We start from the raw sequence: 26,741 nt of genomic DNA, 5'->3' as shown, positions 1-26,741 counted from the left end.
TGGGGTCCAGGGGGCACCCCTGGGACTTTTCCTTTCGCCGTTGACTTCGTCATATTGCGCTGCACGGGATCCTGAATAGTTACAAAAAATGTATAAACAGATAAAGTCAAAGGACAGAACATTTTCTTTTTTTGATACTTAAAAGATAACATATTGAAAGTCAAAACAACCCCGCCGGAACCGGAATTCCGGTTCCGGCGGGGATCCGCATCACCCCACCATTTTGCCGTCGACACGCAGGCGCAACTCTTTGCCCGCCTTGAAGAAAGGCACTCGTTTCTCATCCACCTGCACCACCTCCCCGGTTTTGGGGTTGCGGCCTTCGCGGTGGGGACGCGCCTTGACGCTGAAACTGCCAAAACCGCGCAATTCCACCCGGTCACCGCGAACCAACGCATTGCCGATCTCGTCCAGCACCGTGTTCATGGCCGTTTCGGCCTCTTTGCGGGAGAGATTCTTGCGCTGGGCCAGGACATCGATCATTTCGGATTTGGTCATGGAAGCAACGCCCTCATGGCAGCGGCTCGCGCCGCACAAGGAAAACCCCCGCGCCTTCCGAGGAAAACGCGGGGGCGGACTGAAATCAACCGTTGTCGGACAGGGTGACCTTGCCCAAAGCCTGGCTCAACGCTTCGCCGAAGCTGCTGGTGGCGGTGCCCTTATCCTGGGTGTACTCCTTGAGAACCTGCTTCTCCTGCTCAATCTCCAGCGCCTTCACCGACAGGGTGATCTTGCGCTTTTGACGATCGACCTGAGTGATCTTGGCATCCACGGCATCACCCGGCTTGAGGATGTTCTCCCCATCCTTGGCGTCCTGGGAAAGCTCCGCCTTGCGGATGAGACCTTCCACCGCGCCACCGAGGCTGACCACCACGCCGGAGCTGAGGATCTCCTTGACCACACCCGGAACCGTGGTGCCCTTGGGATGGGCATCGGCCCACTGGCTCCAGTCGTCGGGCTGAACCTGCTTCAGGCCCAGGGAGATGCGCTCCTTGTCGGGATCCAGGGAGAGGACCACGGCTTCCACTTCCTGGCCGCGTTGATACTCCTTGAGGATCTCCTCGCCCACATTGGGCTCCCAGGAGATGTCCGAAAGATGCACCAGACCGTCGATATCCCCTTCCAATCCCACGAAGAGGCCGAATTCGGTGATGTTCTTGATCTCGCCCCGCACCGCCGAACCCACCGGATGCTTGCCGGCGAAGGTTTCCCAGGGGTTCTCCATGCACTGCTTGAGACCCAGGGAGATGCGGCGCCGCTCGGCGTCCACATCCAGAATCATCACATCCACTTCCGTGCCCACCTGAAGCAGCTTGGAGGGATGCAGATTCTTCTTGGTCCAGGTCAGCTCGGAGACATGGGCCAGACCTTCCACACCCGGCTCCAGCTCCACGAAGGCGCCGTAGTCGGTGATGTTGGTCACCACGCCACGGAAACGCGCGCCCTGGGGATACTTGGCGGAGATGCCGGCCCAGGGGTCGGTCATCAACTGCTTCATGCCCAGCGAGATGCGCTGCGTCTCGGAGTTGAACTTGATCACCTGCACGGAAACGGTGTCGCCGACACCCACCACGCTGGAGGGGTGCTTGACCCGCTTCCAGGACATATCGGTGATGTGCAACAGACCGTCGAGACCACCCAGGTCCACGAACGCGCCGTAATCGGTGATGTTCTTCACCACGCCGTCGAGGATCATGCCCTCGTGCAGGGTCTCCAGCAGGGCCTTGCGGGCATCCTCGCGCTGCTTTTCCACCACGGCGCGACGGGAAACCACGATATTGCCCCGACGGCGATCCATCTTGAGGATCTCGAAGGGTTGCTCCTCATCCTGCAGACGGGAGATGTCATGCACCGGACGCACATCCACCTGGGAACCGGGCAGGAAGGCGGCCAGAGAATTGATGTCCACGGTGTAGCCGCCCTTGACCTTGCCCATGATGCGGCCACGAACGGTCTTGCCGGCTCCGAAAGCCTCTTCCAGTTTCTGCCAGGCCTCTTCCCGCTTGGCCTTCTCGCGGGAGAGCTGGGCCTGACCGTGCTGATCCTCGCAACGCTCCACGAAGACGTCCACCCGGTCACCCACGCCGATGGTCAGCTTGCCCTGGGCGTCAAAAAACTCCCGCACGGGCAGACGTCCCTCGGACTTCAGACCCACGTCGATGATGAACTCTTCCCCTTCCTGCTGGATGATGGTGCCGGTAACCACCTGGCCTTCCTTGCCCTCACCCTTGCCGTAGGATTCCTCCAGCAAAGAGGTGAAGTCCTCATCCATGATGTCGTGTGTCTGAATCGATTCTGGTGCCACGTTGATAGACTCCCTGAAACAAATGCTCCCCGTTCTGGTGTGACGCCATGGGTCATGGGATCCCATTCGTCGCGGATCGACACAACGGGGGTTTTGCCGATCCTGCCAATCAAAACTGAAAACAGGCCAAATACGTCGATGCAGAGGCCGTGAAGCGACTACCGGCCCGTCTCATGCCGTAGCGCCTGGACAAGCTTGACGACCTGAAGAATGCTTTGCTCCCGGGTGAGCAGGGTGGTATCCACCACCACGGCGTCCGCCGCAGGAAGCAACGGGGCATGGGACCGTCCCGAATCCCGGGCATCCCGCGCCGCCATCCGAGCATAAACCCCCGAAAGGCTAGCAGTTTCTCCCCGTTCTTGCAACTCCAAAGCCCGTCTTTCCGCACGCGCTTCCAGAGAAGCGGTCAGAAAGACCTTCAGAGGCGCCTCCGGAAAGACCACGGTACCCACATCGCGACCGTCCAGGATCAGGTCCCGTTCCCCGCCGTAGTGGCGTTGGAAGGTCAACAGCGCCTGTCGCACGGCGGGCATGGCGGCCACCCGTGAGGCGGCTTCGCCGACGCGCTCTTCTCTTAAGTTATCGCTGACATCCCGGCCTTCCAGAAAAGCGCGAAATTCGTCCGCATTGCGGGATTCGAAGCGGAAGTCGAGGTGGCTGGCCGCTTCGGCCAGCAGACTCTCCTCTTCCGGCCAGTTCCGTTCCAGCATCAGCAGGGCCACGGCGCGGTAGAGGGTGCCGGTGTCGAGGTAGTCGAAGCCGAAGTGGTGCGCCACGGCCCGGCAGACGCTGCCTTTTCCCGCGCCGGCGGGGCCGTCCACGGCGATGACCAGGCGGCTCATGCCGCCACCTCCGGGTCGAAAACGGCCCCCAGGCCCGTCATCAGGGGCACGAAGCCGGGAAAGGAGGTGGCGATGTTTTCGCAGCGGGTGACGGCGAGGCCTTTGTCGGCCACCAGTCCGGCCACCAGGAAGCTCATGGCGATGCGGTGGTCCGTGGCCGAATCGATGCGGCAGTCGCCCTGCAGACCCTGGGGCCGGCCCTGGATGATCAACCCGTCGGGCAGCTCCTCGACCGAAACCTCCAGGCGGCGCAGGCCTTCGGCCATGGCGGCGATGCGGTCGCTCTCCTTGACCCGAAGCTCTTCGGCGCCCCGGATGCGGGTTTGCCCTTCCGCCAGCGCCGCAGCCACGCACAGCACCGGAAATTCGTCGATGGCGGCGGGCACCAGTTCCGGCGGCACCTCGATACCCCGCAACGCCGCGTGACGTACCAGCAGGTCCGCCACCGGCTCCCCGCCCAGCAGGCGCGGGTTGCGTTGTTCGATGCCCGCACCCATGAGTTCCAGAATGGTCAGCAGACCGGTACGGGTGGGATTGACGCCGACGTGCCGCAGCTCCACCTCCGAACCCGGCACCAGAATGGCCGCGACCAGGGGGAATGCCGCCGAGGAGATATCCCCCGGCACTTCCAGCTCGCAGGCGGTCAGGTCGGTCCAGCCCATGACGCGCACGGTCAGACCGTCCCGTTCCACTTTGCCGCCGAAGCCGTTGAGCATGCGTTCGGTATGGTCCCGGGAGAGGGCGGGTTCCGTAACCACCGTTTCGCCGGGGGTATTGAGTCCGGCCAGCAGGATGGCCGATTTCACCTGGGCGGAAGCCACGGGCGAGCGGTATTCCAGCGGCACCAGGTCGGTGCCCCGGATGGCCAGCGGCGCCAGATCGCCGCCGCCTCGGCCCGAAATCTGCGCACCCATGCTCAACAGGGGTTGCACCACCCGTCTCATGGGACGGCGGCGCAGACTGGAATCGCCGGTCAGCACCGAAAAGAAGGGCTGGCTGGCCAGAACGCCCGTCAGCAGACGCATGGCCGTTCCGGAGTTGCCCATATCGAGAACGTCATCGGGTTCCGCCAGTCCCTGCAGGCCCACGCCGTGGATCTCCCAGCGGCCCGGCGCGGGCCGGTTCATGACCACGCCCATGCGTCGGAAGGCGGCGGCGGTAGCCAGGACATCTTCGCCTTCCAGCAGATTTTCCACCCGGGTGATGCCCCGGGCCAGACTGCCCAGAATCACGGCGCGATGGGAGATCGACTTGTCTCCGGGCAGGCGTGCCATACCGCGCAACGCCCCGCTTTTCCGGGTGGTCAGGATGCGACCCGTGGTTGCCTTGTCCATGCCCTATTTGCCTCCCCGCAAGCCCTTGTGTTCCAGAAGCACCCGGTCCCGGGTCTGTTTGGATCGGGCGAAGAGGGCTTCCAGTCCGTCGCCGTTGCCTTCGGCCACACCGTTCATGATGCCTTCCAGATTTTCCTTGAAGCGTCCCAGGATCTCCAGGATGGCGGTGCGGTTTTCCAGGCAGATATCCCGCCACATCACCGGGTCGGAGGAGGCGATGCGGGTGAAGTCCCGGAAACCGCCGGCGGCGTAGCGAAACACTTCGGCCCGCAGATCTTCTTCCAGGTCGGCCAGGGTATGCACCACGTTGTAGGCCATCAGGTGGGGCAGATGGCTGGTGGCGGCCAGCACCCGGTCGTGGTGGGCGGCATCCATGGTTTCCACCAGGGAGCCGGTGGCTTCCCAGACCAGGCGCACCAGTTCCAGGGCCTGGGGGGAGGTGCGTCGTGTCGGGGTCAGGATGGTGCGGCTGCCTTCGAACAGGGAGGGAAAGGAGGCTTCGACGCCGGCCCGTTCCCGTCCGGCGATGGGGTGTCCGCCCACGAAGTGGATCTCTTTGGGCAGGGCCTCTTCGCAGCCTTGCACCACGGCGCCTTTGACGCTGCCCACGTCGGTGACCACGGCGCCGGGGGAGAGGCAATCGGCGAATTCCCGCACCGAGGGAACGATGGCGCGCACCGGGGTGCAGACCACCACCAGGGTGGCGTCCCGCACCATTTCCCGGGCGTCCAGGCTGCCTTCGTCGATGACACCCATCTCCCGGGCGATTTCCAGGGTGCGGGTGGTGCGGGCCACGCCGCTGATTTGACCTACCAGATCGCGACTGCGCAGGGCCTGAGCCAGGGAGCCGCCGATGAGCCCGACGCCGACTATGGCCAATTTCTTGATGAAAAACGACAAGGAAAACTCTCCGTACCGATGAGTCAGTGTTTTTTCATGAGGAAGCTTGCAAAGCTATACTTTAAAATATTTTGACGTTCAATATTTATCTTTTAGAAATCAAAAAAAGAAAATGTTCTGTCCGTTGACTTTTCCGTTGTCTCTTCTACCAGGATATTTCCTGAATATTCTAAAAAGTATTGCAATTCGGTCAAGGCACAAAAGTCAAAGGATAGAACATTTCCTTTTTTGATACTTAAAAGATAACATATTGAACGGCAACGTCCCTACAACGCCGGACGCGGATACGAACCCAAAACCCGCGTGGACACCCCCGGCACCAGCGTCAACGCCGTCAAAGCGTCCGCAATGGCCACATCCTCGAAATGGCCCTCCAAATCCACAAAGAAATTGTAATCCCACGCCCGCCGTCGGGAAGGACGCGACTCGATGCGCGTCAAATTAACCCCCCGCTGCGCGAAAATTCCCAATACCTGATGCAAAAATCCCGGATGATCCCGAAACGAAAACATCAAACTGGTCTGATCCTGCCCCGTCGGTTCCGGATCCTGCCGGCCGATCACCAGAAACCGGTTCTCCATGTCGGCGAAATCCTCCACATGCTCCGCCAACACCTCCAAACCGTAACTGTCGGCCCCGTACTCCCCACCGATGGCGGCACTCCGCTTCTCGTCCCGCGCCTTCTCCAGCGCTTTGGCCGTGGAGTTCACCTCGTTGACCGCAACCTTGGGCAGATGGCGGTCGATCCAGCGGCGACACTGCAACAAAGCCCGGTGATGACCATAAAGCCGCTCCACGGTGTCGAGATGCGCCTCCCGTGAAAGCAGATGATGCACCACCGGCAGCAGCACCTCCCCGCAAATGCGCAGCGACGAGTCGGAAAACCGGTCCAGCGTATAGGTGACCATGCCTTCGGTGGAGTTTTCCACCGGCACCACCCCGTAATTGGCCCGTCCGATCTCCACCTCATGGAACACCTCGTCGATGCTCCACACCTCCTGCAACGTGGCCGACGAACCGAACTGCTTGATGGAAGCCTGATGGGTGAAACCGGCTTCCGGTCCCAGGTAGCTGATGGTCAAGGGCTTTTCGAGATTGAGAGAGGCCGAGATGATCTCCCGGTAGATGCGGTGCAGCGCCGCCACCGGCAAAGGCCCCCGATGCCGGGCCTCCAGACGGCGATGAATGCGCGCCTCCCGGTCCGGGCGATAGAAAGGCGCATCCCGACGACGCTCCTTCAACGCCCCCACGGCCAGCACCAGCTCGGCTCGCTGCACCAGCAGATCCTGAATGCGGTCATCGATGCCATCGATGCCCTCCCGCAAGGCCTGCAGATCCCCCGCTCCCGGCGATAAAGCCTTTTCCTCGTCCACCTCTCCCCCTTGTCAACGGAACGACTGTACCAGAGAACCGATCACCAGGGACCAGCCATCCACCAACACGAACAATATCAGTTTTACCGGCATGGAGATGACCAGTGGCGGCAGCATCATCATACCCATGGACATGACCACGCTGGCCACGACCATATCCACGATGAGAAACGGGAGGTAAACCATGAAGCCGATCTGAAAAGCGGTTTTCAGTTCGGAAACCATGAACGCCGGAATCAGCAGGCGGGTGGGCACTTCCTGGGCGCTTTGCATCTTCTGCACGCCGGAAAGGCGCATGAAGAGGGCCAGATCCTTTTCCCGGGTCTGGCGCAGCATGAACTGGCGCAGGGGGGCCACGGCTTTGTCCCAGGCCTGTTCTTCGTTGATCTTCTTGTTCAGGTAGGGCTGGATGGCATCATCGTACATGCGGTCGAAGACCGGTCCCATGACGAAGAAGGTGACGAAGAGGGAGAGGGCGATGAGTACCTGGTTGGGGGGTTGTCCCTGGAGGCCCATGGCCTGGCGCACGAAGGACATGACCACCATGACGCGGGTGAAGGAGGTGACCATCACCAGCAGGCTCGGGGCCAGGGAGAAGATGGTCATCAAGGCCATGATCTGGAGGGCGGTGCCCACCTGAGCCGGTTCGGCCTTTCCGGTACTCAGGGTGACCTGAGGCAACACGAAATTGCCCGCCGCCTGGGCCTGCCAGGCCCACAGCGCGACACCCGCGGCACCGAGTGCCACCAGCAGCCATTTTTTTGTCGGTCGCTTTGCGCTCACCGTCTCGCACCACCATCCCTGGAGCCAGTCCTTTTTCAGCTCCCTTTATGGTGCGGTGAGATGTCGTTTGTGGCAAGACCTGCCGTGCAGTTTGGCTAAAATTCGGTAAAACGACGACGTGAATACGGGAGTCCGGGGGAATTATCCCCCCGGATTCCCGTCTGTTCAGCCTGCCTGCAGACCGGATGGAGAACTCTGCGCCGGGGGAATCTCCCCGGTCACCTCCGCCAGCAGGGAAACCCGCTCCCGGGTCACGCCCACCAGCCAGGCCCGGGAACCGACGCGCACCACGCGCACCCCGACCCCGGCCCCCAGATTGCGCCCACCCAGAACTTCCACCGTGGCGTTAAGCCCGGATTGAGGCTGCCAGCGTTTGGCCAGACGGGTCGCCCCCAAAGCCAACACCAGAAAAACCAGCAGAAAGCCCGAAACCTTCACCGCCTCCGCCATCAGGTCGATGCCCGGATCGGCGGCGACGGGCCGCTCCGGAGGCGCAACAACCGCCAGCGACGCTTCCGCAACCGGCGTGACCGGCGGTTCCGCAACCGGCGCGGATGACTCCGGCACCTCGGACGGCACGGCCACCGCTGCCGCGCTCTCCTCTCCGGCCAAACCGGTCAGGGGTGAAAAGGCCACCCCCCCGATCAGGCAAAGCCGGAAAAGGAGCTGCCTCAACGCAGATGCTCCAACCTCTCCGCCAGGGAGACGATGTCGGTGATGCGAATACCCAGCTTGTCCTTGATGATCACCACCTCACCATAGGCCAGCAGGCGATCGTTGACGTAGATCTCCAAAGGATCGTCCGCCTCTTTTTCCAACTCCACCAGCGAGCCCTTGTTGAGCTTCAGCAGATCCCGAATCTGCATGCGCACCTCGCCCAGCCGCACCGACACATCCAGCGGCACGTCCATGAGCAGTTCGAGGTTTTTCGGCATTTCCGGCGCACTGGGCTTGTTGCCCGCAAGCTGTTCGAAATCGATGCCCAAACTGTCCGCCAATCCCCCGCGCCGGGGAGTCTTCGGCAAATCGTCCAGGGCCAGATCCAGATCGTCGTCGTCCATCATGCCTCCACCCATGTTCGCCATGACTCACTCCTCTTCCTTCACGATGCGGGTGATCTGCACCGCCCGTTTGTCGTTGAGCACCCCTGCCACACCCATGAACTTGATCAATCCCCCCACCGAAATGGGCATCTCCTCGGACATGTCCGTGTTGAGCAGGATCTCATCCCCTTCCTTCAGGGCCAGCATATCCCGCACCGACATCTGCATGGTGGAAACGATGGGCACCACCTTGACCGGCACCAGATTGAGCTCGTGGATCAGCGCCTCGCGCCAGGTGGAGGTGCCTTCGATGGCCTCCTTCTGCTGGAAGCCCACCTTCAACTGCTGCTTGAAGAGTTCCAGGATCAACGCCGGGAAACAGATGGTCAGCGTCCCTTCGGTATCGCCCAGGGCGACGGCGAAGGTGATCAGAAAGACGTTTTCATCCAACGGCATGACCGCCGCGAACTGCGGCTGATTCTCCCAGCGGGTCACCACCAGGCGAAACGAGGGATCCAGCTTGTTCCAGGAGAGTTCGATCTGCTCCCGGGCCACATCCATGATGCGGTCGATCACCTTCATCTCGAAGGGAGAGAAGTTGCGGAAGGGCCGCTGCGATTCGCCGCTGCCTCCGAAGAACCCCTCCAGAATGCCGTACATCACCTCGCCGTCGATGCTCAACAGGGCCATCGACTGGGAGGGTTCCACCCGCAGGATGTTGATGAAGATCGGCGGATCAAGGCCGTGCAGAAAACGACCGAAAACCTGGTTGATGGTGGCCTTTGGCTGAATCTGCACCTCCCGGCCCACCTTCTGGGACATCTTGAAGGAGAGCTGCGAAGCCAGATGTTCGTTGATCAGCTCCAGGCCGGGCAACGCCCCGGCCCGAATGACCGTCTTCTGACCCAGCCGGAAGGCGGTGGCCTTCTTTTCCTTTTCGGTGGAAGCGGGAATATCCTCGTCGATCTCGTCGAGGTTGATGGATCCCTCTTCCAGCCCCGCCATCAGGGCATCGATCTCTTCCGTGGAGAGAATCTGTGACATCGCCCGGTAACCCCGCGCCCCTTATTGGATCACGAACTCGGTGAAGTAGACCCGTTTGATCGATCCGTTGACCAGAAGGGCATTGATGCGGGACAACAGCTCCTCCCGCAAGCGAAACTTGCCTTCCAGGGATTGCAGCTCCTGGGTGGTCTTGGAGGTCAACAGCGCCAGCACGATGTCCTGTACCTGAGGGGCGCGCCGGGTCAACTCCTCTTTCAGGGCGGGGCCTTCCAGCTCCAGCTGGATGGTGGTCTTGAGGTAGCGGTTGCCCCGGGGCTCGTTCAGATTGACCACGAAGGGTTCCAGCTTGACCATCTCCCCAACCAGCTCCGCCGGATTCTTCTTGTCCGTCTCCTCCTTGGCGTGGGGATCCTTGACCTCGGTTTCGACCGCCTTCTTGTCAGCCACCTTCTTGCCGACGAAGAAACCGCCTCCCAAGCCGATCAACAGCGCAGGCACCACCAGGATCAGGATTTTGACGATCCCGCCACTGCCGCCGCCACCACTCGGTTCACCTTCCTGCTGCTCCACATCCTCGGCCATGCCAATCTCTCCCGCCTCAAGAGTCCATTCCCGGATGGCGCCTGTGTCATACCTCCGTCAGACAGGGGATAAACACAGGCAACGCATTGTATTATAAAGAGAAATAGCTAAATAAAGGGCCTTGTTCCTCTGCTTCGCCAAGCCACGCAAGTCACCCTGAAGCCTACTTTGCAATTATTGTGCAATATTATCACCATACCGCACCCTTGGGGCAAAAAAAACGGGCCGGTCATCCCGGCCCGTTTCCGGATACGGCATTCGCGCCGCGTTTACCGCTTGAGGGAGATCAACTCCTCCAGCATGCCATCGGTCACGGAAACAATGCGCGAGTTGGCCTGGAAGGCGCGCTGCACCGTGATCATGGTGACGAATTCACCCGACATGTCCACATTGGACTGTTCCAGGGTATAGCTGCTCACCTTGCCCAGGCGGCCGCTGTTGGGCTCCCCGATGCGGGGCAGGCCCGACTCGCGGGTTTCAGCGAAGAGATTCGACCCCACCTGGGAGAGACCCTGCTCGTTGTCGAAGTCCACCAGCGCAATCTGGTAGAGGGGACGGGTCTGACCGTTGGTATAGCTGCCCACCACCCGCCCGTCGGAGCCGATGGAGAGGGTATCGAGATAACCCGTGGAATAACCGTTCTGGCTCAACTTCAAGGTGGCGAAGTCCGTCGCGAGCTGCACCGTGCCGTCGATGCCGGAGTTGCCGGTATCCGCCGTTGCGGCACCCGTCTGATAGAGCAGATCGGTGCTTTTGGTCATGGTGTAGTCGTTGGTCGAGTCGTTGGTCTTGGCAGCGCCGAAATTGAACAGAATCTCCTGGGGAGCCGCCGTATTGTCTCCGGAGAGGAAGTTGAACTTGATCGGCGTCGACCCTTCGGTATCAAGCTGTCCCATGTTGTTGAAAACCAGGGTGCCCGCCGTGTAGGTGCCCGCCGCCGTGGCCACGTTTCCGGCAGTCGTATCCACCGCCGTCAAGGTCTTGCCCGCAGTGCGATGGGCTGTGGCCAGCTCCGTGCTGGGCGCCACCGCGTGCCACTCCCAGGTATTGCTGCCGGTCTTCTTGAACTGCAGCTCCACGTTGTGGCCCTGCCCCATGGAATCGTAGACCCGCACCGTGGTGGAGTGGTTGTAGCTGGCCGGATCCGTGGGATCGTAGGTGGCGTGGGCCGCGTCGGTGATCACCGCCTCGTTGGCGTCCAGGTTGAGTCCGACATCCACCTTGGTGGTCGGCTTGGGCGAGGAGGTCTGGTAGGTGGCCAGATTGACATCCCCGGTCTTGCCGCTGCGCACACCGTCGATATCCAGCTCCCAACCCTGCAGCACCAACCCGTTGTTGGTCACCAGCTTGCCCGTCTCATCCTGCAGGAAATCCCCGGCCCGGGTGTAAAAAATGGCCTGTTTGGATCCCGTCACTCCGGAAACGCCCCCCGCCAGAGCCGCGCCAGGCTTGGGATCGCGCACTTCGAAGAAGCCTTTGCCGTCGATGGCCAGATCGGTGACGTTGGAAGAACTCGTCAAGGAACCCTGATTCATGTTCTGGTCAACCGCCGCCAAACCGACGCCCGTCCCCATCTGCATGGCCCCACCGGTACCGTTGGTGCCGACGGTCTGGATCAACACATCCTCAAAGGTGGAGCGGCTGTTCTTGAAGCCCGTGGTGTTGGCGTTGGCCAGGTTGTTCCCGATCACCGTCATGGCGTTTCCATAGTTGGTCAGCGCACTGGAACCGGCATGCATGGCTTGCATGATAGACATCGGACAGTCTCCCGTTTCTGGATCGATTTCTTACGTTTTTATCGTTATGGACACCCGTGCGAAGCGGCAGGCTTCACTCAGGCCGTCAATTCCACCCGGCGAATCTTGTCGAAGGCGACGGATTTGCCGTTGACCTCCAGGGACACGCCATCCGTACCCTTGATGACCCCGCTGACCACCCCCTTGCTCAACGTGGTCGCCTTGGCGTCGCTGCCATCCACCACGCGAATCTTGAAGGTGTACGAACCATCGGCCATGGCCAGATCGCCTGCCAGGGTGCCCACTTTCAGCGACTGCTCTCCGGCGGCGAACTTCTGGGCTGCCACGGAGCGCACCAGGCTGCCGTTTTCGTCCAAAATATCCATCTCCAGGGTGGCCGCCTTGTCGAGGTCGAAGGCCAGATCGCCGACGCCTCCGGAAACCTGCATCCGGTTGCCTTCCGTCACCACCTGCCGCCCGATATAGCCAACCCCCTGATTCATCTGGTCCGTCGTTTTGGCGCCCAGAAGCTGTTCCAGCAGGGTATTGCCCCGTTGCTGCTCCGACAGACTGGAGAACTGGGCCAACTGGCTGGTGAACTCGGTATTCTGCATCGGCTCCATGGGATCCTGATATTGCAACTGCGCCGTCAACATCTTGAGAAAATCGGCCTGCAGCTCTTTGGCGTCCTTGGGCTTGGCGAATTTGGTCGCGTTCGGATCATACTTGGGGACGGACTGGATGGGTGCGCTGGTGGCCATGCTCTTCTCTCTTGTTACCGGTTGGGGCTGTCGGTCGAATGCGCCGAAACATTAACCCTTTTTGTAACAATCTTCGTGCCATGTTTGCATAACAGATTAACATACTGTTATTGCACGTTTTTTACAATAAATTCCCCGTCATGTCCCCTTACCGAACCAGGCGGCATGCCGAAGGATGGTCGCTTTTTTCCGGAACGGGGCAAATTTTGCCCCTCCCCCACCCGAAACGGCAAAACGCCCGGAGAATCCTCCGGGCGCTTGACCCTGTTCACACCGTCCAACCTCAGGCCATCAGGCTCAGCCCCTCACCGGGCACCATGCGGCGCGGACGACCCGTCACACCCGCCGGTTCGGCGGCGGCCACATGTTTGTCCGTGTCGGCATCGGACCTCGCCTGCAACCCCGACCAGGCCTCCCGATCGGCGCCACCCGCACCCGGATCGCGCCGGTCCTGGGTACCCACCTGGACGTTGACCTCGCCGAAATGGAGCTGCTGTCGGGACATGGCATCCCGCAACTGGGCCATGTTGCGGTTGATCGCCTCCCGGGCCGCCTCGGTTTCGGCCACGATGGTCACGTTGATGACGCCCTTGCGGTCCATGCGCACATTGACCTCCAACTCGCCGAGATCCTTGGGGTCCAGGATGATGCGCACCTGCTCCACCCCGCCCGGACGGGAGACCACCCGCATTTTGCCGATCTGCTCCGCCAATTCCGCCCCGAAAACCGGGCTCCGGGCCGCCACGGGTTTGGCGGACGCCAGCGCCGCCAAACGCTCCTGCCCGCTCAGGGCGCCGGCTCCGTCCAGCTTCAGCAGGGCGGACTCCGTGGTATCCGTGTTGCCGGAAAACACCGGGCCACGCACCATTCCCGGAGCTGCAACCGCCTCCGGAAGCGCCGGCATCGACGAAAGCGCGTTCCGGAAGTCGACCGCCTCTCCCACCGGAGGCTTGCCGGTCACCATCGTCATCCAGTCCACCTCCCCGCCTGCGGGGGCATCTTCCTGCCGCCAGGAAAAGAAGGACATCCGGTCCACTTCGACCCGGCCATCCGGAGCCGCCGCCACCTCTGCGACGGGATCTTCCGCCTGGCCCTGAAGGGCCTGCCAGGGCAGGAGCCCCGGAGCGAGGCGCACCGCCTCTTCCGGAACCGCCACCGCCTGCGGCTGACCTGCCACGCCGTCCGCCGTCTCCTCAAGCGTCACCTTTTCACCATCGCCCTCAAGGGCAGCCGGAGAGTCGGCAGACTCCCCGGCTGAACCACCACGCTCGGCGGAGTCGGGCCGATGATCCGCGGGAGCGGTGTCGGCACGGGCGGTGGTCTTTTGCTCCGACCCGGCTGCGGTCGCGGGGCACGACGTCTCCGGCTCCCGCTCCGGGGTATTGCGACGGGCTTTCTGCAGCGGCTTTTCCTTGTGGGGCATAATCTGCCGCTCGGCCTGACGGGGTTGTTCCCGTATCGGCAGCTCCGCCTCGTGGGCCGGAACACCCGGACGGGAACCACTGCCCTGCAGGGCCATACCCAACAGCGAATCGAAAGGAGTGGCGCCCATGGCAGGGGCAGGGGCCGAGGCCGTCGGCGCACTCCGAACGGGGGCGGTCGAAGCTGCGGCGTGACGCAGAGCGGAAACATCGGGCCAGGCAGTCATGGGCATCTCCTGAAGAGGGGAATCGCATTCTGCCAAGAGGGAACTCAAAGCCCGTGCCAAATCATCAACATATTGATTTTGCATGATCATATCGAAACAACCCCATCCGGAATCCGTTCATCGGGACCGAAACAGGCAAATATTGCCCGGACGGGACCGAAACGAGATCCCCTTGTTCCGCCGAACCGTGGAGCGGACCTGTGTACCGGTTCGGAAATTTCATACAAAAAGAAAATCCATTGCCCATGATGGTAAAATGGGTATAATTCAATGACATGATGGTCAACATATTTTGACACAACATTTCCCAGCCAGGCGGTATCAAGCCCACTCTGAGAAATCTTTTAAGGTTATCCTGCGCGATTTACCGCGTTATCCAACTCCGATTCATGCATGAACACATCTTTCAGACTGATCGCCTTCATCCGACGCTCCGTTAGCCGGAAGATCCTCTTTTTCACCAGCCTGCTCGGCAGCATCCTGCTTCTCGCCCTGGGTTCAATCCTCACCGGCCACCTGGATGCCAGCCTGCGGGAAGAGAATCACCTCACCATGGAACGCATCGCCGAAACCGTCGGCAAGGGGCTGCAAGCCATCATGCTGGCCGGACAGGCCCCCATCGCCCAGGATTACATGAACCGCCTGAAAGAGGTGAGCGGTCTGGAAACCCTGCGCATCTTCCGCATCGACGGCAGCGAAGCCTTTCAGGGCACGACAACGGGAAACACCCTGGATCCCCTGTTTAAAGAGGCCTTTCAACAAGCCCTGCGAGACAAAAAGGAGCTCTTCCTCTCCACCACCGGCCCCGACGGAGCCGGTCGCATGACCATTCTGTCACCCCTGCTCAACCGGGAACCCTGCCACCAGTGCCACGGCGCCGATCATCCGATCCGGGGCGTTTTCCAGTTGACCCTCTCCCAGGCCGCCAGCGAAGCCAAACTGCGTACCGCCAAAACCTTGTCCCTGGTGGCTGTGGCCATTGCCATTCCGGTACTGATCGGGGTGATCCTGCTGGTGCTGCGACGCATCATGCAGCAGCCCCTGTCCCGGTTGCACCGGGCCATCGACCGCATCTCCGGCGGGGATCTGACGCACCACATCGACTCCCCTCCGGAACCCCTGGACGAGATCGGCGAAATCATCCAGGACATCAACCAGATGACCACCCGATTCGGCACCATCATCCGCCAGGTCTTTCTGCAAGCCCACTCCATGGCCGCCTGCATCAACGACCTCATGGAGGTGCGCAACGGTCTCTCCGACGACTCCATGCGCAACGTCCGCCTGGCGGAAGAGACCGCCCGGGACCATGAGCGGGTGGAACAACAGGTCAGCGCCATCCGGGAGGCCATCCGCCTGACCAGCGATCAGGTGGGCACCATCTCCAGCGCCACGGAACATCTCTCCACCAACATCACCACCATCGCCTCGGGCGCGGAGCAGGCCAGTTGCAACATCAACACCATGGCCTCCGCCGCCGAGGAGATCACCGCCAATATCGCCGGAGTCAACCAGAGCCTCTCCCAGGTGGATGATTCGGTGACCCAGGTGGCCTCCTCCATCGGTGTGGTCACCGCCTCCCTGGAGCAGGTGAGGCAACGCTGCCAACAGGCGTACCAGGAATCCCACCTGGCCAACGAAAAGGCCCAGGGCACCCACGCCACCATGGATCGCCTGGCCCGCTCGGCCCGGGAGATCGATCAGGTTCTGGGGGTTATCAACAACATCGCCTCCCAAACCAATATGCTGGCTCTGAACGCCTCCATCGAAGCGGCGGGGGCCGGTGAAGCGGGACGCGGCTTCGCCGTGGTGGCCAACGAAGTCAAAGCCCTGGCCCGCCAGATCGGTGACGCCACCCGCATGATCGCCGCCAAAATTCAGGAGATTCAAGGCAACACCCGCGAAGTGGCGGACGCCAACCGGGAGATCACCGAAAGCATCGCCCGCCTCAGCCAGACCAATACCGATATCGTCGAAGCCGTGGATGAACAGGCAGATTCCATCGGCAAGATCGCCCGTTCCATGAACGAAGTGGCCCAGGCCGCCGGCGAAGTGACCCGCAACGCCCAGGAGTTGAACCTGGCCGCCAGCGACATCGCCCGCTCCGCCCTGGAAGCGGCCAACGGCGCGGTGGATGTGGCCCGGTCCGCCGGCGAAGCCTCCCGATCCGCCACCACTCTGGCCCAGCAGAGCGAACGGATTCACGCCACGGCGCAAAACGTCTCCCTCTCCGCCGACGAGGCGGCGGCGGCCACCTCCAGCGCCAATCAGAAGGTGCGGGAGATCTTCCATACCTCCACCCTGGTCAACGGCGCCATCCATCACACCTCTCTGCTGATCGGCTCCATCGCCGTGCCCGGTCGCAAGCTGAAGGCCTCGGTCCAGGATCTCACCGTCTCTCCCGAACCCTTCGCCGTGGAAAAGATCAAGGGGGCCCACCTCAAATGGCTGGGCAAGCTGGAAAACGTCATCCGCGGTCGCAGCGATCTGCGCCCGGAACAGGTGGCCAGCGGACGCGAATGCGACTTCGGCAAGTGGTATTACAGCGAAGGCAGTGAACGTTTCGGGACCATGCCCATCTTCCGGCAGGTCGGCGAAATCCACCTCCGGGTACACGAGGTGGCGCGGGAGACGGTGAAACAGGTCGCCGACGGCCATATCGCCGCAGCGGAAAAGAAGATGGACGAATTCAGCGGCATCAAGGACCAACTCTTCGACCGGATGGACGAGCTGTATCTGGAGGCCGGAAAATGATCACTCCCCCGTTAGCCGCACCCACCGATCCCTGGGCCGAAATGGGGGTTTATGCCGCGCTGAAGCCCGTTCAAGCCCCTTTCCCGGTTCCCACCTTTCCGGAACCGGAGCTGTTTTTGTATCCCCTGGAACGGCTGGATCACCTGTTGCGCTGGTATGAAATCCTGCAACGGGTGCTGACATCGAACCGGGAGGCTGCGATTCTCTCCCTGGTGGACGACAACCGCCTGATCCGCTTCCCCGCCACCATTTCCTGGTCCCGGCTGCTGACCTGCCCACCCCCTCCAACCCTGGCCGACAACCATCGCCAACTCTGCAACAACGTTCGCAACCTGTTGACCGGTCTTGGCAAACAGGAGAAGGAATCCGCCCGCCAAGCCTGGCAGAACAGCCTGAACCTGCTGAAAAGCCACATGGAAGAGATACACCGCCTGTTGCCCAAAGCCGCGTTTCAGGGATACAAACTCGAAGAGCGGAAAAACTTTTTCGTGCAGGCTCATCTGGAGTGGCTCGGCCAGTTCGAAAGCTATCTGGACGGCGTACTGGAACGAGGCGCCACGGTCTGGGAGCGTATCGAGGAGGCGGGCAATTATCGCCGCTGTCGCCTGGGACAGGCCTTTTCCCGGCAGAACGGCGACCTCTGGCCCTGGCGGCAACTGCCGGCCGTCCAGGAGATGGACCGGCTGCACAAACATTTTCACGCCACCGTGGCCATCGATGCCGCCGTCGCCTCCTCCCTGCGCGGACGCGGCGTCTCACCCGGAGAGTTGGAGCAACTGAACCGCTTCACCCGGCAAAAGATCGCCAATCTGCAAACCATCAGCCGTCAGTTGGTCAGCCAGATTCACACCACGTTTCAGGCGGTGGCCCGGGAAGAAGGCCCACCCCCGGCTTTTCTGCCACCGGCGCCGAAACCCCTGGCCCTGCAAGAGGCCATCGCCGGATTGAAAGCCTGGGAAGCCCGCATCTGCGCCTTCGTCGACTCCCCCACCGATACCTCCATCGACCGGGTGCTGCTGCACACCTCCTGCCCCACGGGAGCCCGCATCGACGCCGTCATGGACGATCCTTTCAAGCTGCAGCGCCACGGTCCGGTTCTGGAAAAGATCGATACCCTGCACCGCAACCTGCACGCCACGGGCGCCATCATGGTGGCCCTGGTACGCGAACATCAGTTAGACAACGCGCGACGCCTGCTGGACAACCTGCAACGCTACCGCCTCGATCTGATCGGCTATCTCGAATTGTCGGGTGACCTGCTCAATATCGTGAAATAACCCCACCCTTCCGGAAGCTGAACGGATGATCCTCTCCAGGGCGTGTTGACATTCACCATCTTTTGGTCCCCGGCGGCGTTGCAATCCGGTTCGGAATGCTCATGTAGGCGAGCTACACTCCGCTTCCTCACCGTCTTGCGCCTTGCCGGGAACCAAAATCCGGCAAATGTCAACACGCCCTAAATCCAGCCCTGACTGCGCCGTTTCGGGGGACCGGAAAAATTCAGCCGGATATACATCATGGCCGTCATGATGGCATCCCCCAGGGCATCGTGCGGATCGTGCAGGGGAATATCCAGATCCCGGCAAATCGCCTCGAAACTCAGGTCGATATTGTGGGTGGCCATGGACTGATCGATTTTGTGGTCGTAATAGAGCCCGGAAACCTCGATGCGCGGGTTGGGCAGACGAATACCCGCCATGGGTTGCAGATACTTGTCCAGCATGGCCAGGTCGAACTCCAGGAAATAGCCCATCAGGGGCCGGCTGCCGATGTAGCGGGTCAGACAGCGAATCGCCTCCTCCACCGGCAGACCGTTTTCCACATCCTTGGGTCGCAAACCGTGGATTTTGATGGTCTCCGGATCGATGCCCCACTCCGGTTTGACCAGCAGACACAACGAACGGCTGAGTACGATACGCTCGCCGCAGACCGGAACCGCCCCGATGGAGAGAATCTCCGCCTTGGACGGATCAAGCCCGGTGGTCTCCAGATCCAGACAGATGATCTGATCGTCCGGCGGGGGATCGAACAAAAAGGCCTGGGACGGGTCGTGCAGGTTGCGCATGCGCCAGGTGCGCAACCACCGTTGCAGGGTGCTCATGCCAGCAGGTTGAGACGGAAATGTTGCACCACCAGCTTTTTCAATCGCGCCACGGTGCGAAAGGACTCCTTCAGCAGTTCGCGTTGCGAGGTGGTGCATTGTCCCGGATCCACCAGATTCTGATCGGACAAGGCGGAGCCTCCCCGTTCCAGCATGGTCTGAAAACGAATGCCGGAGAGAAAATCGAAAGCCTCGATCAGATCCTCGGCGAACGTGGCGTCGAATACCCCCAGATGAGCCAACGCCATAATCCGTTTGCCGGTATTGACCTCTCGCAAACGCTTTTCCAGCGCCAGGCTGCGAATGCCGTGCACAATGGGGAAAACGCCCCCTTTCTTGATATCCAGCGCCTCGACGGAGCCCTTCTTCTCCAGAACGAACTGGGAAAAGAGACTCAACGGCGTATCGAAGGAGACCGCCGGCTTGGCGAAATGGGCATAGAAGACCCGATCATCCGGCAGAGTGGCAAGCAGATACTTCTTCACCTGCTGCAACAAGCGCCCATCTCCGGCGGAGGGCGTGGCATCGTAGAAGATGGCCAGATTCAACAGACTGGCGGCATCGCGATTCTGAATCCATTCCGCGAGGCGATCGCGAAACGACTGGGCAGAGCCGCACCACCCCTCCTCCGACAACATGATCTTGCCGGGACAGGGTGGAATGTCGAGATAGGCCATGGCCTCGGCAAACTCCCGACGGAAGTCCTCCAATCCCGGGAAAACGAAGCCATCCCTTAAAATCAGTGCGTTGTCCTGATCCGTCTTGACCAGTTGCTCCCCGCGACCTTCGCTGCCCATCACCACCAGCACGCTGTTTTCGATCAGTTCGGCAGGAGCCAGCAGGGAAAAGAGCTTGGTCAGCAGGCGTCGGTTCAGCTCCCGCATCAAACGGGTGACGAAACGCACCTTGACCCCCTTGAGAAACAGGGTCTGGATGGCGTAGGGCAGCCGTTCCACCGCCTCTTTCAGATCGGCCAGGGTCTGGGCATGCTCGATGCGCTCCCCCACCAGGTGGGACTGGTTGGACCAAAAGCCCAACAAGTCCACCAGTTCCAGGAAACCGACCGGATCCCCCCCCTGCTCGATGAGCAGACGGTTGACCCGATGCCGCGTCATCATCAACAGCGCATCGAACAACAACTCGTCCCGGGCCACGCTGATCACCTGTCGTTCGGCGATACGCTCCACCGGCGTCATGGGATCGAGACACTCCCCCGCCACCGCATCCCGGATGTGGGTGCCGGTCACCATGCCGATGCGGTCGCTTCCCAAACGCACCAGCAGAGCATCCACCCGGTGCTCCTTCATCAGCAGCGCCGCGCGGTGGATGGCCTCCCCGCCATCGATGGTCACCGCCGGATGCAGATCGACGCTCTCCACCGGCTCGGTCACCAGGAAATTGAAATCCCGGTAGCCGCTGATATCCCGCAGCTCCTCCACCTTCTGGGTCAGATTCTGGAAGTAATAATCCTGAAAGGCGCGGTTGCCCCGGGCCAGGTCGAGAAAGATCGAGCGTTCCAGGGAGTAGCAGAGAACCTCTTCGGCCACGATGAAGTCGTGACGGCAGACCCCCGAAATGAGCGAACCGGCATCGAAGACATCTCCGGGGCCATAATAGGCCACGATGCTGTCGGTCTCCTCCTCCCGCACGATGCCCTTGAAAAGAATGTAGAAATGGCTGGGAACCTCTCCGGCCTTCATCAAATAACGTGATTCGGGAAAGAACTGGATATCCAGAGAGGCCAGCACACGCTCCAGCTCCGCATCGGAGATGCGGTCGAAGGGACGAATGGCGGCAATGAATTCCTTCCGGTTGTGAATGTTCATGGTGTGCCGCTGACCGGAATGCCTCCTCGACCTTAGGGTCTGTCACGAACTCACTGTAACATATCGCTTGCCTTTTGGCCCGTCCTCAGCGTTGGCAAAAGGGTTACATATTGACCTATGCGCCCCTTTTGCCGCCTCGCGGACGAACCAAAATCCGGCGCAATCCGTCACCGTTATTTTGTGACAGACCCTTACCTGGAAAGAGATCAATTTAGGGCAGTCGCCCGTTCAAGGCAATTCCCTGTTGCCATAGCGAGTGGTTTTCATCCACAATAGGCGCTTTCCGTCACCTTCCCGCCCGCGAGATCCGGACAAGGATAGCGTTACATGGGAACCTCCTCCAATTCCCTGTTGGCCCAGTCCGTGGTTTTGCAACTTCAGCGCCATGCCCCTTTCCACGGCATGGCGGCGGAGCATCTCGCCTTTCTGGTCGACAAGCTTCAGGTCTCCTATTTCGCCAAGGGCGAGCTGATTTTCACCCCGGGACAGGGTTGTGTCGGCAAATTCTGCATCATCCGCCAGGGTGTGGTGGCCAGCGACGAAAAACAACCCGCCCTGAACAGCGATTTTTCCACCGTGACCCAGTTGATGGAAGGCGAATGCTTTCCCCTCGGCGCTCTGTTGGAAAACCGTCCCGTCACCACCTATTTTCTGGCTGTCACCGATTGTTTCCTGTTCGAACTGGAAGTGGAGCATTTTCAGCTTCTGGTGGAAAAGAGCCTGCCTTTCCGGGATTTTTGCTCCCATCCGATGGCTCATCTGCAGGAGATCTCCTTCCGCAACCTGCGCAGTCGCTTTCTTCTGTCCGGGAACGGAGTCCTTTCCATGGATGCCACCTTGCAGCAGTTGATCAAGCGTCCCCCCGTGGTCTGCCCCCTGGAGAGCAGCCTGAACGGCGCCTTGGACATCATGCAGCGCACCGACGTGGGCTGCGTGGTGGTGGTGGACGATCTGCACCAGGTTCAGGGGGTCTTCACCCTGAAGGACGTACTCAACCGCGTCACCCTGCCGGGACGCAGTCTGGACACCCCCGTGCGGGAGGTCATGACCCCCCACCCCTTCTGTCTGCCCGGCAGCGCCACGGTGCGGGAAGCAACCCTGGCCATGGCGCGGCGCGGGCTGCATCGCCTTCTGGTGGTGGATGAGGGTCGCCTGGTGGGGGTGGTTTCGGAACGGGACTGCTTCTCCCTGCAACACACCAGTCTGGGTCAACTGCACGACAATATCCGCACCGCCACCGAGATGGCCACCTTGCGTGAACTGGGCAAGGAGATCACCCGGCTGATCAAAAACATGCTGATCCAGGGAGTGGGCGCCGAACACCTCACCGAGGTGATCGCCAACCTCAACGAACAGCTCACCTGCCGCATCATTCACCTGGAACACCAAAACACCCTCTACCGGGGGGAACTGTCGCCGGAGGTCCGCTTCACCTGGCTGGCCATGGGCAGCGAAGGCCGTTGCGAATTGACCATGCGCGGCGATCAGGACAACGGCATCCTCTTCGATCACCCCTTCGGCCTGGATAATCGCAAGGTCTATGACGAACTGACGGCCATGGCCCTGCGCATCAACAATCAGCTGGACTACTGCGGCTTTCCCCTCTGTCAGGGCAAGGTCATGGCGGGCAATCCGAAGTGGTGTCTGCCCCTGGGCGAATGGCAGGCTCTCTTCAAACGCTGGATCGAACGCAGTGATCCCGATGCCCTGCTGCACGCCTCGATCTTCTTCGATTTCCGTCCCATCTACGGCGACCCGGCCCCGGCGGAGGAGTTGCGCAGCTGGTTGACGGCGGAGGCGGTCAATCCCCGGTTTCTGCACCTGAAAACCCGGAATGCCCTGCGCAACCGTCCTCCCCTGGGGGTCTTCCGCGATTTCACCCTCGACGCGGAGGGAGGCATCGACCTCAAGCTCAACGGCACCCTGCCCTATGTCGACGGCGCCCGCATCCTGGCTCTGGCCGCCCGGGTGCCCCTGACCAATACCGTGACCCGTCTGCGCGACGCGGGAAAGGTGTTGAACATCGCCGACTCCGATATCGAGGCCTGGTGCAACGCTTTCCATTTTCTGCAACTGCTGCGCCTGCGGTTGCAACTGGACGCCCAGGAACAGGGTCTGCCCTGGAGCCACTCCGTCAAACCCCGGCAACTCAACGATCTGGACTATCGTATTTTAAAGGAGGTCTTTCGGCAGACCCGCAAGTTGCAAACCCGACTGACCATGGAATTCTCCCGATGAGCTGGCTCGGCGACCTGCTCGACCGACTGCGGGGCGGCTTGCCCGCCCCCTCGCGGGAGGCGATGAAAAATCCCCTTGGCGTGCGACGCATGGTGGTGGTGGATGTGGAAACCACCGGACCCGATCCCGCCTCGGACCATCTGCTCTCCATCGGCGCCGTGGTCATTCGCAACCTCTCCATCGATTGCGGCAACCTGATCGATGTGGTACTGCGCCAGGAAAAACCCAGTTCGCGGGACAACATCCTCTTCCACGGCATCGGCGCCGAAATGCAGTGTCAGGGCACACCGCCGCAGGAAGCATTGCAAAGCTTCCTGGAGTTCGTCGGCGACGATCCGCTGATCGCCTTTCACGCCCCTTTTGATCAATTCATGATCGACAAAGCCCTGCGCCTCCATCTGGAGACCCGTCTGGCCAACCCCTGGCTGGATCTCTCCCGCATCGCCCCGGCCCTCTATCCCGAAAAGGCCCGCCGCCTGCAAAGCCTGGATGATTGGAGCCGGTTTTTCGGTATCGCCAATATTCGCAGACATCACGCCGTGGGCGATGCCTTCGCCACGGCGCAACTCGGCCTGATCCTGTTCAACACCGCCATGCGCCAGGGCAATCGCCATTTCGGCGATCTCCTGGCCCTGGATCGCAATCAACGATGGCTGTCCGGCAGGGTGTGAACCGCCGTCAACGATTCGAGGAGAGGCTATCATGGAGCTGCCAAGCTTTTACAAGCATCATGACACCATCGGCAAGATCGTTATCTCCGAACGACACATCGTCTATTGGCGGCACAACAATTACATATCCATTCTCATTACCGGAATCTGGTTCGTTTTCAGCTTCATCTTCCCGGCTCTGGCTCCGGAGTTGAATCACTATTATTTCCTGGATTTTCCACTGGGTTTCTTCCTGGCCTCGTTCGGCTCCCTGGTCGTCTACGTGCTGCTGGTGGGATTCTACGCCTGGTACATGAACCGGATGGACCACCGCTACGATGTCGCGGAAGATGAGGAGGAGAATCCGTGAAGTCCCCCCGTGGCAGTTCTTACTTTCAACTGCTGAAACGCTATTTCGCCTGGTACACCGGCGGATTCATCGCCTTTGTCCTGCTGCTGGCCGGAGCCGAGCAGGTGGGCATGCCCCACACCTGGATCGGCTACACCTTCATGCTGACCACCATCCTGCTCTATGCCGGCATCGGCATCATGAGCCGCACCACCGACATCGTGGAATACTATGTGGCGGGGCGTCGGGTTCCGGCGATTTTCAACGGCATGGCCACCGGGGCCGACTGGATGAGCGCCGCCTCCTTCATCGGCATGGCCGGCGCTCTCTACTTCTCCGGTTTCGACGGGCTGGCCTACGTCATGGGCTGGACCGGCGGTTATGTGCTGGTGGCCCTCTATCTGGCCCCCTATCTGCGCAAATTCGGCCAGTTCACCATTCCCGACTTTCTGGGAGCCCGTTACGAGGGCAATTTCGCCCGCGTGGTGGGAGTGGTGGCGGTGGTGCTGGTCTCCTTCAGCTATGTGGTGGCTCAGATATACGGGGTGGGGCTCATTTCCAGCCGTTTTCTGGGGCTCGATCTGGTCACGGGTATTTTCGCCGGGCTGGCCGGCATTCTGGTCTGCTCCTTTCTGGGCGGCATGCGCGCCGTCACCTGGACCCAGGTGGCGCAATACATCATTCTCATCATCGCCTATGTGGTGCCGGTCGTTATGTTATCCATCCACATCACCGGCGCCCCCGTGCCTCAGATTGCTTATGGGCAGGCCCTGCGGGAGGTCACGCTGCAGGAAGAGCTGATCTTCAACGATCCCGCCCAGAAGGAGGCGCTGCAGGGTTTTCGCACCCGGGCCGCCCTGCTGGAGGAGCGGTTGAGCCATTTGCCCGACTCCCTGAACCGGGAGCGTCAGCAACTGACCGCCCGCCTGGAGGCGCTGCAGGCTTCGGGCACACCCGATGTCGCCGCGTTGCGTCGCACCCGCGAGGCGCTGGCGGAGCTGCCGAAAAACAGCGCAGCCGCCCAAGAGAAGTGGAGCCGGGAGTTGGAAGTGGCCCGAAACAAGGGCAAAGCGCCCTTTTCCCACGCCACGCCGTTTCAGGGCGAAACCCGGACCGATCGGGAGAACGCCCGCAACAACTTCCTGGCTCTGGTCTTCTGCCTGATGGTGGGAACAGCGGCGTTACCGCACATTCTGACCCGCTATTACACCACTCCCAGTGTAAAAGAAGCCCGTGCTTCGGTCTTCTGGTCGGTGGTGGCCATCTTCCTGCTCTATTTCACGGCGCCGGCCCTGGCGGTATTGGCCAAGCATGCGGTCTATTTCACCCTGGTGGGTTCGCCCATCGACCAGTTGCCTCATTGGGTCATGGCCTGGAGCAAGGTGGGGCTGGTGCAGATCGAGGATATCAACGGGGACGGGCTGTTGCAGTTGGCGGAGTTGACGCTGGATCCGGATGTGATCGTCCTGGCCACGCCGGAGATTGCGGGCTTGCCGTATGTGGTTTCGGGGCTGGTGGCGGCGGGCGGGTTGGCGGCGGCGCTGTCGACGGCGGACGGGTTGCTGCTCACCATTGCCAATGCCTTGTCCCACGACATCTATTTCAAGATTCTCGATCCCATCGCCTCCACCTCGCGGCGGGTGACCATCTCCAAGGCGCTGTTGTTTCTGGTGGCGATCTTGGCGGCTTATGTGGCCTCCCTCAAACCGGGGCATATCTTATCCATGGTGGCCTGGGCCTTTTCCATTGCCGCTTCCTCCTTCTTTCCGGCGCTGACGCTGGGCATCTTCTGGAAGCGGGCCAACAAATGGGGCGCGATTTCGGGCATGCTGGCGGGCATGGGGATATGTCTGTTTTACCTTATCGGCGTGCGCTTTTTCGATCTGGCCCCCTGGTTCGGCATCAAGGACACGGCCTCGGGGATATTCGGCGTTCCGGTTGGTTTTCTGACGATCATCGTGGTGAGTTGGCTGACGCCTGCCCCCAGCAAGGAGGTGCAGGATCTGGTGGAGCATGTGCGTTATCCGAATTTGAAAAGGCCGGGGTTGTTCTGACTTTCAATATGTTATCTTCTAAGTATCAAAAAAAGGAAATGTTTTGACTTTGTCTGTTGTTTTGTATCTGTTCAGATGGGGGATTATCCCCCCCGACGGGTCCAGGGCTGCGCCCTGGGACTTTTCCTTTCGCCGTTGACTTCGTCATATCGCGCTGCGCGGGATCCTGAATAGTTACAGAAAAATTACGCATTCCAAAGTGGATGCGGTATAGTAACCGATTTTTAATAATAAATATATTTTTATTCTATTTATATGGCAAAAAATTAGTTAAAAGATAGAACATTTTCTTTTGTTGCTACTTAAAAGATAAAATATTAAAATTAAAGGGTTTGAGGGGGTGAGAGAAGGCCCCCTCGAACCCTTTTTCGTACCGGTTTACGCCGCCCCCAACTGCTGCAGCAACGGCTGGGTCAACTCCTCCAGCACCTCTTTCACCGGCTGGATGCGCTTCACC

General features: G+C 60.8%; 22 protein-coding genes. 6 read left to right on the top strand and 16 right to left on the bottom strand.

What is annotated here, in order from left to right; all coding sequences use genetic code 11:
• Positions 1–210: 210 nt before the first annotated feature.
• The 14 genes from HQL56_06580 to HQL56_06515 all read right to left on the bottom strand — a co-directional run bounded on the left by HQL56_06580 (position 211) and on the right by HQL56_06515 (position 14,312).
• The gene (locus tag HQL56_06580; GenBank protein ID MBF0309175.1) at positions 211–498 is read right to left on the bottom strand and encodes an integration host factor subunit beta; all 288 of its coding nucleotides are present in this window, start codon (positions 496–498) and stop codon (positions 211–213) included.
• Between the two features lie 85 nt (positions 499–583).
• A complete protein-coding gene (rpsA, locus tag HQL56_06575) occupies positions 584–2,371 on the bottom strand; it encodes a 30S ribosomal protein S1 (GenBank protein MBF0309174.1) in 1,788 nt (595 codons plus the stop codon).
• A 92-nt stretch (positions 2,372–2,463) separates the two neighbouring features.
• Positions 2,464–3,147, bottom strand: coding sequence for a (d)CMP kinase (locus HQL56_06570; GenBank protein MBF0309173.1), 684 nt, complete (start codon positions 3,145–3,147; stop codon positions 2,464–2,466).
• Positions 3,144–4,481, bottom strand: coding sequence for a 3-phosphoshikimate 1-carboxyvinyltransferase (gene aroA / locus HQL56_06565; GenBank protein MBF0309172.1), 1,338 nt, complete (start codon positions 4,479–4,481; stop codon positions 3,144–3,146). The genes HQL56_06570 and aroA overlap by 4 nt, the downstream gene beginning before the upstream one ends.
• Positions 4,482–4,484: 3 nt before the next feature.
• A complete protein-coding gene (locus HQL56_06560) occupies positions 4,485–5,381 on the bottom strand; it encodes a prephenate dehydrogenase/arogenate dehydrogenase family protein (protein ID MBF0309171.1) in 897 nt (298 codons plus the stop codon).
• Between the two features lie 266 nt (positions 5,382–5,647).
• Complete coding sequence (pheA, locus tag HQL56_06555) at positions 5,648–6,715, bottom strand: prephenate dehydratase (GenBank protein MBF0309170.1); 1,068 nt, start codon at positions 6,713–6,715, stop codon at positions 5,648–5,650.
• Between the two features lie 51 nt (positions 6,716–6,766).
• The gene (gene fliP, locus HQL56_06550) at positions 6,767–7,507 is read right to left on the bottom strand and encodes a flagellar type III secretion system pore protein FliP (protein MBF0309169.1); all 741 of its coding nucleotides are present in this window, start codon (positions 7,505–7,507) and stop codon (positions 6,767–6,769) included.
• Between the two features lie 195 nt (positions 7,508–7,702).
• Positions 7,703–8,212 carry a flagellar biosynthetic protein FliO gene (locus HQL56_06545; protein MBF0309168.1) on the bottom strand — a complete coding sequence of 170 codons (510 nt, stop codon included), beginning with the start codon at positions 8,210–8,212 and terminating at the stop codon, positions 7,703–7,705.
• On the bottom strand, positions 8,209–8,598 hold the full coding sequence (gene fliN, locus HQL56_06540) for a flagellar motor switch protein FliN (GenBank protein ID MBF0309167.1): 390 nt from the start codon (positions 8,596–8,598) through the stop codon (positions 8,209–8,211). The genes HQL56_06545 and fliN overlap by 4 nt, the downstream gene beginning before the upstream one ends.
• Before the next feature lie 27 nt (positions 8,599–8,625).
• Entirely contained in the window at positions 8,626–9,624 is a 999-nt protein-coding gene (gene fliM / locus HQL56_06535; protein ID MBF0309166.1) for a flagellar motor switch protein FliM, read from the bottom strand.
• A gap of 21 nt (positions 9,625–9,645) precedes the next feature.
• Positions 9,646–10,167 carry a flagellar basal body-associated FliL family protein gene (locus HQL56_06530; protein ID MBF0309165.1) on the bottom strand — a complete coding sequence of 174 codons (522 nt, stop codon included), beginning with the start codon at positions 10,165–10,167 and terminating at the stop codon, positions 9,646–9,648.
• Positions 10,168–10,436: 269 nt separating this feature from the next.
• Complete coding sequence (locus tag HQL56_06525) at positions 10,437–11,924, bottom strand: flagellar hook protein FlgE (protein MBF0309164.1); 1,488 nt, start codon at positions 11,922–11,924, stop codon at positions 10,437–10,439.
• Positions 11,925–12,001: 77 nt separating this feature from the next.
• A complete protein-coding gene (locus HQL56_06520; GenBank protein MBF0309163.1) occupies positions 12,002–12,664 on the bottom strand; it encodes a hypothetical protein in 663 nt (220 codons plus the stop codon).
• 283 nt (positions 12,665–12,947) lie between these two features.
• Positions 12,948–14,312, bottom strand: coding sequence for a flagellar hook-length control protein FliK (locus HQL56_06515; GenBank protein ID MBF0309162.1), 1,365 nt, complete (start codon positions 14,310–14,312; stop codon positions 12,948–12,950).
• Positions 14,313–14,705: 393 nt separating this feature from the next.
• Here HQL56_06515 and HQL56_06510 point away from each other — a divergent pair, with 393 nt between their 5' ends.
• Together HQL56_06510 and HQL56_06505 are read left to right on the top strand one after the other, a co-directional pair.
• Entirely contained in the window at positions 14,706–17,066 is a 2,361-nt protein-coding gene (locus tag HQL56_06510) for a CZB domain-containing protein (GenBank protein MBF0309161.1), read from the top strand.
• Positions 17,063–18,343, top strand: a complete 1,281-nt coding sequence (locus HQL56_06505) for a CZB domain-containing protein (protein ID MBF0309160.1) — start codon at positions 17,063–17,065, stop codon at positions 18,341–18,343. The genes HQL56_06510 and HQL56_06505 overlap by 4 nt, the downstream gene beginning before the upstream one ends.
• Positions 18,344–18,522: 179 nt before the next feature.
• Here HQL56_06505 and HQL56_06500 read toward each other — a convergent pair whose 3' ends face one another.
• Both HQL56_06500 and HQL56_06495 read right to left on the bottom strand, forming a co-directional pair.
• Entirely contained in the window at positions 18,523–19,167 is a 645-nt protein-coding gene (locus HQL56_06500) for a 3'-5' exonuclease (GenBank protein ID MBF0309159.1), read from the bottom strand.
• On the bottom strand, positions 19,164–20,993 hold the full coding sequence (locus HQL56_06495) for a CBS domain-containing protein (protein MBF0309158.1): 1,830 nt from the start codon (positions 20,991–20,993) through the stop codon (positions 19,164–19,166). Before HQL56_06495 ends, HQL56_06500 begins: the two co-directional genes overlap by 4 nt.
• Before the next feature lie 327 nt (positions 20,994–21,320).
• Between HQL56_06495 and HQL56_06490 the strand changes: the two genes are divergently transcribed.
• From HQL56_06490 to HQL56_06475, 4 genes are read left to right on the top strand one after another with little or no spacing between them, the layout of a single operon-like run.
• Positions 21,321–23,231, top strand: coding sequence for a CBS domain-containing protein (locus HQL56_06490; GenBank protein ID MBF0309157.1), 1,911 nt, complete (start codon positions 21,321–21,323; stop codon positions 23,229–23,231).
• On the top strand, positions 23,228–23,902 hold the full coding sequence (locus HQL56_06485) for a 3'-5' exonuclease (GenBank protein ID MBF0309156.1): 675 nt from the start codon (positions 23,228–23,230) through the stop codon (positions 23,900–23,902). The genes HQL56_06490 and HQL56_06485 overlap by 4 nt, the downstream gene beginning before the upstream one ends.
• A 31-nt stretch (positions 23,903–23,933) precedes the next feature.
• A complete protein-coding gene (locus HQL56_06480; protein ID MBF0309155.1) occupies positions 23,934–24,251 on the top strand; it encodes a DUF4212 domain-containing protein in 318 nt (105 codons plus the stop codon).
• Complete coding sequence (locus tag HQL56_06475; protein MBF0309154.1) at positions 24,248–26,284, top strand: VC_2705 family sodium/solute symporter; 2,037 nt, start codon at positions 24,248–24,250, stop codon at positions 26,282–26,284. The genes HQL56_06480 and HQL56_06475 overlap by 4 nt, the downstream gene beginning before the upstream one ends.
• The last annotated feature ends 457 nt before the right edge of the window (positions 26,285–26,741 follow it).

Source organism: Magnetococcales bacterium, assembly GCA_015231925.1.
In the GTDB taxonomy this organism is placed as follows: domain Bacteria; phylum Pseudomonadota; class Magnetococcia; order Magnetococcales; family JADGAQ01; genus JADGAQ01.
The sequence above is the reverse complement of the archived record's forward strand: the minus strand, read 5'-3'. Positions and strand labels throughout refer to the sequence as shown.

Coding starts and splice junctions, on each gene's coding strand:
- HQL56_06515 (MBF0309162.1), bottom strand. CDS start 14,312: ATGACTGCCTGGCCCGATGTTTCCGCTCTGCGTCACGCCGCAGCTTCG.
- aroA (MBF0309172.1), bottom strand. CDS start 4,481: ATGGACAAGGCAACCACGGGTCGCATCCTGACCACCCGGAAAAGCGGG.
- HQL56_06485 (MBF0309156.1), top strand. CDS start 23,228: ATGAGCTGGCTCGGCGACCTGCTCGACCGACTGCGGGGCGGCTTGCCC.
- HQL56_06500 (MBF0309159.1), bottom strand. CDS start 19,167: ATGAGCACCCTGCAACGGTGGTTGCGCACCTGGCGCATGCGCAACCTG.
- fliM (MBF0309166.1), bottom strand. CDS start 9,624: ATGTCACAGATTCTCTCCACGGAAGAGATCGATGCCCTGATGGCGGGG.
- fliN (MBF0309167.1), bottom strand. CDS start 8,598: ATGGACGACGACGATCTGGATCTGGCCCTGGACGATTTGCCGAAGACT.
- HQL56_06510 (MBF0309161.1), top strand. CDS start 14,706: ATGAACACATCTTTCAGACTGATCGCCTTCATCCGACGCTCCGTTAGC.
- rpsA (MBF0309174.1), bottom strand. CDS start 2,371: ATGGGATCCCATGACCCATGGCGTCACACCAGAACGGGGAGCATTTGT.
- HQL56_06480 (MBF0309155.1), top strand. CDS start 23,934: ATGGAGCTGCCAAGCTTTTACAAGCATCATGACACCATCGGCAAGATC.
- HQL56_06520 (MBF0309163.1), bottom strand. CDS start 12,664: ATGGCCACCAGCGCACCCATCCAGTCCGTCCCCAAGTATGATCCGAAC.
- HQL56_06495 (MBF0309158.1), bottom strand. CDS start 20,993: ATGAACATTCACAACCGGAAGGAATTCATTGCCGCCATTCGTCCCTTC.
- HQL56_06570 (MBF0309173.1), bottom strand. CDS start 3,147: ATGAGCCGCCTGGTCATCGCCGTGGACGGCCCCGCCGGCGCGGGAAAA.
- HQL56_06580 (MBF0309175.1), bottom strand. CDS start 498: ATGACCAAATCCGAAATGATCGATGTCCTGGCCCAGCGCAAGAATCTC.
- HQL56_06525 (MBF0309164.1), bottom strand. CDS start 11,924: ATGTCTATCATGCAAGCCATGCATGCCGGTTCCAGTGCGCTGACCAAC.
- HQL56_06490 (MBF0309157.1), top strand. CDS start 21,321: ATGGGAACCTCCTCCAATTCCCTGTTGGCCCAGTCCGTGGTTTTGCAA.
- HQL56_06530 (MBF0309165.1), bottom strand. CDS start 10,167: ATGGCCGAGGATGTGGAGCAGCAGGAAGGTGAACCGAGTGGTGGCGGC.
- HQL56_06505 (MBF0309160.1), top strand. CDS start 17,063: ATGATCACTCCCCCGTTAGCCGCACCCACCGATCCCTGGGCCGAAATG.